The organism is Yoonia sp. (genome assembly GCF_017854415.1).
GTDB lineage: Bacteria > Pseudomonadota > Alphaproteobacteria > Rhodobacterales > Rhodobacteraceae > Yoonia.
The window spans coordinates 1-4,346 of the sequence record NZ_JAFMHR010000182.1 but is presented as its reverse complement, the minus strand read 5'-3'; the positions used below and the strand labels follow the sequence as shown (position 1 = coordinate 4,346).

Genomic DNA, 4,346 nt, shown 5'->3' with positions numbered 1-4,346 from the left:
AACCTCGACTTTGCTGACGTTCGCGCCGTGATGGACGAAATGGGCAAGGCGATGATGGGCACAGGCGAAGCCGAGGGCGAAAACCGCGCTATTCAGGCTGCTGAAAAAGCAATTGCCAACCCGCTTCTGGATGAGATTTCATTGGAAGGCGCAAAGGGCGTTCTGATCAACATCACCGGTGGCTATGATCTGACATTGTTCGAGCTTGATGAAGCGGCCAACAAGATCCGTGAAAAGGTCGATGGCGATGCGAACATCATCGTGGGCTCAACCCTTGACCCAAGCATGGAAGGCAGAATGCGCGTTTCTGTTGTGGCAACGGGCATTGATGCTGTTGCAAGAAACATGGAATCACCTGCGCCGCGTCGGTCTATGGCTGCACCACTGGCGCCAATTGCTCCGGCAGCACAGGCCGCTCCGGCACCTGCGCCAACGCAAGAAGCCCCTGTTGAGGTCGAAGCAGCGGCACCTGTTGCTGCCGAACGTACGCTTTTTGAAGACCTGGATGTGCCTGCACAAACAGCAACTTACGCACCTGCAGCAGTTGCTGAACTTGCACCGCAAGCGGCAAGCAATGATCTGCCACCGCCAGCTTACACACCACGCCCAGAGCCGACACTGACGGAAGCAGACAGTTTTGTCGCACCGCGCGCACCTGCACCAGGTACACCGTCACCAGAGGCTTTGGCCCGTTTGCACGCCGCCGTTGGTCGCGTGCCAAATGGCAATACACAGCCTCAGGCGGCAAGACCGGCAGCGGCACCTGCTGAAGCAGACAAACCACGCTTTGGGATCAATTCTTTGATCAACCGGATGACCGGCGCGCAAGCCGAATCCGGCGCACAACATAGCGGACGCGCGCAGCCACAAGTAACGGCTTTGCACCAAGAGCCGGATCAGGACGAAGATCAAGATAAGATCGAAATTCCCGCATTCTTGCGCCGTCAGGCAAACTAATAGCGCGTCTGCGCTGATACGGACGCCGCGTCACAATGATAAGAAAGGCCGCTTACAAGCGGCCTTTTTTGTTTTTAATCAATGAGTTAAATGCGACCTCGCGCCAATGTTTCAAACTTTGTTGCACATGTTTCAGTCCGTCGCAAAGAGTGAGTTGAGACTAGGGGGCAAGCGGCCTACTTCATCGTTAACAACAAAGCGGATTCTTTCTTTTGCAAACGACAGTAAAATCACCGGTAAAGTTCGAGGGCATTGGTTTGCACTCCGGCGCACCTGTGTGCGTTGTTCTGCGGCCTGCGCCAGCGAATGCGGGGATCGTATTTCGTCGCACTGACGTAGCTGGGCACCCGACATTACGCGCCCACTGGAGCGATGTCGTTGTTTCGCCTTTGAACACGCGGCTGACAAATGCATCGGGTGTGACCGTATCTACGATTGAACATTTGATGGCAGCACTTGCGGGCTGTGGCGTCCACAATGTGATCATTGATATCGACGGACCAGAAGTCCCAATTCTGGACGGTAGTGCTGCAAGTTTTGTGCGCGGTATCGTCGAGGCTGGCCTGACACGTCTGTCTGCCCCTTTGCGGGCGATTGAAATCCTCAGGGATGTATCGGTATCTGATGGCACGGCTGTTGCCCGGCTTAGTCCTGCGACGACATTGCAGATCGCATTCGAGATTGATTTTGCTGATGCGGCCATTGGCCGTCAGAAAAAGACGCTCAATATGGCGAATGGTGCGTTTATCCGCGAACTTTGCGATAGCCGGACTTTTTGCCGCTCTGCTGACGTGGATGCGATGCGTGCGAACGGACTCGCTTTGGGCGGGACCGTGGAAAATGCAGTTGTTGTCGATGGTGAAAAAGTCCTGACACCCGGTGGCTTGCGGCACAGTGACGAGGCTGTGCGCCATAAGATGCTTGATGCATTGGGTGATTTGTACACCGCCGGTGCGCCAATTCTAGGACGCTACACCGGAACGCGCGCTGGTCACGCAATGACGAACAAGCTGTTGCGTGCGCTTTTCGCACAACCGGATGCTTGGCGCTGGGTCGAATGTGACGCGAAAATAGCAGCGCGTTTGCCCGGTGTGGGCGTCAGCGTTGCCGATCTGGCCGCCGTTGCCTGAGCAACCCCACTGACAGTTGATCACGCCAATGCGCAAAAGGCATTTTGCACCTCATTTTTCTATGTTAGACCGTGCGCTATAGGCGTTAATATGCCTTTAAGAATGCACAGCTCGGTGTGAATGAGGACGTCAATATGTCAGCCAATCAAGACAACAAAAGCCGTTGGGTCACACGCTTGGGCGCTGTGGTCGCAATTGCAGCGCTTGCAGCTTGTGGCGGATTGGAACGCAGTGGGCAGCCGCTAGATGAATTGACGGCACAAGCCATTTTTGAACGTGGCGAGCGCGAGATTGCAGATGGTAGTCCGGACGACGCTGCATTCACATTTGGCGAGATCGAGCGCCTTTACCCTTATTCCGAGTTTGCCGAACGCGCGTTGATCATGCAGGCTTTTGCCTATCACCGCGATCAAGACTACCCGAACAGCCGCGCGTCCGCGCAGCGCTATTTGGATTTTTATCCGACCCAGCAAGACGCATCTTATGCGGCCTATCTTCTGGCGCTGTCGTATTATGACCAAATCGACGACATTGGCCGCGACCAAGGCCTTACTTTCCAAGCCTTGCAAGCGCTGCGTCGCGTGATTGAACAGTACCCTGACACCGAATATGCACAAGCGTCTGTCCAGAAATTTGATTTGGCATTCAATCACTTGGCCGCCAAAGAAATGGAAATCGGGCGCTACTATCTTAAGCGCGGCAACTACGTGGCCGCCAGCAACCGCTTCCGTACAGTAGTCGAGGATTTCCAAACCACGACGCATACGCCAGAGGCGCTGCACCGTTTGACGGAAAGCTATCTGTCGCTAGGTCTGACCGACGAGGCGCAGACTGCGGGCGCAATTCTTGGCTATAATTACCAGTCCAGCGAATGGTACCAATCCAGCTTTGCCTTGCTGACTGGGCAAGGGCTTCGGGCTGATCCGATTGGTAACAATTGGTTGTCGTCGATTTACCGGCAGGTTGTCCGCGGTGAATGGCTCTAACGATAGCGGGACCCGTCCCGACCTAAGGGCAGCCATATGCTACGTGGTCTAGACATCAGGGATATGCTGATCATTGATCGGTTGGAACTTGCGTTTCAGCCGGGGTTGAACGTGCTGACCGGTGAAACAGGTGCAGGAAAATCGATCCTTCTGGATGCGCTGGGTTTCGTTTTGGGTTGGCGCGGCCGCGCCGAATTGGTCCGCCAAGGTGCCGATCAAGGCGAAGTGACCGCTTGGTTCGATCTGCCCAACGGTCATCCCGCATTCGCGGTCTTGGAAGACGCAGGTATTTCGGTCGAAGACGAGCTGATTTTGCGCCGGATCAATTCCCGCGACGGTCGCAAAACCGCTTGGATCAACGACCGCCGTGCAAGCGGCGAAGTGTTGCGCCGACTGTCTGACACACTGGTTGAATTGCATGGGCAGCACGATGACCGCGGGTTACTGAACCCGCGCGGTCACCGTCAAATGCTGGATACGTATGCCGAGCTTGGTTCAGATATCCAAAACGCACGGCTTGCTTGGCGCGCCTTGTCAAAGATCCAACAATCCCTGACTGCCGCAGAAGCGCGGATTGCAGAAGCCCGCGCCGAGGAAGAATATTTGCGGCATGCCGTCGCTGAACTTGATGCTTTGTCCCCCGAAGTCGGCGAAGAAGCGTCGCTCGATACTCAACGCAGACTGATGCAAGCGTCCGAGAAAATCCGCACTGATATTGCCAAAGCGGGTGATGCACTGGGGCTAAATGGGGCCGAGGGCCTGACTAGTGATGCGTCGCGTTGGCTGCAAGGCGTGGCAGTAGACGCTGACGGACGTTTGGACAGCGCACTCGAAGCGATTGAACGTGCGATGCTCGCTTTGGACGAGGCGCAGGTGGGTGTCTCCCATTGCCTTGACGACTTGTCGTTCAATGTGTCTGACCTCGAAGATGTAGAGGAACGGCTTTTTGCAATTCGTGGATTGGCGCGAAAACATGATGTTTTGCCTGATGCGCTATCAGAGTTCGCGGATGGACTGCGTGCAAGGCTGAGCATGCTCGACGATGGCGCGCGCGATTTGGCGACGTTGACTGCAGCGGTCACAGCCGCACAGGCAGACTATGATTCGATTGCAACTTTGTTGCGGTCGAGGCGTCAAGCTGCTGCGACCGCCTTGGATCATGCGATGGCAAAGGAACTTGCGCCCCTCAAAATGGAGAGGGCGGTGTTCGCGACGACGATTTCAGATGCTGATGCCGGCCCCGAGGGCATTGATGCGGTGGCCTTCACTGTGG

3 protein-coding genes and 1 pseudogene are annotated in these 4,346 nt (G+C 55.7%); all 4 read left to right on the top strand.

The window, feature by feature from the left end:
* Positions 1–957 (top strand): annotated as a pseudogene (locus QZ197_RS14915) (cell division protein FtsZ); the annotation flags it as partial.
* Between the two features lie 212 nt (positions 958–1,169).
* The gene (gene lpxC, locus QZ197_RS14910; protein WP_296432943.1) at positions 1,170–2,087 is read left to right on the top strand and encodes a UDP-3-O-acyl-N-acetylglucosamine deacetylase; all 918 of its coding nucleotides are present in this window, start codon (positions 1,170–1,172) and stop codon (positions 2,085–2,087) included.
* Positions 2,088–2,221: 134 nt separating this feature from the next.
* Positions 2,222–3,073 carry an outer membrane protein assembly factor BamD gene (locus QZ197_RS14905; RefSeq protein WP_296432942.1) on the top strand — a complete coding sequence of 284 codons (852 nt, stop codon included), beginning with the start codon at positions 2,222–2,224 and terminating at the stop codon, positions 3,071–3,073.
* A gap of 36 nt (positions 3,074–3,109) precedes the next feature.
* Positions 3,110–4,346, top strand: a 1,237-nt coding sequence (locus tag QZ197_RS14900; protein ID WP_296432941.1) for an AAA family ATPase, incomplete at its 3' end; no start/stop codon positions are given.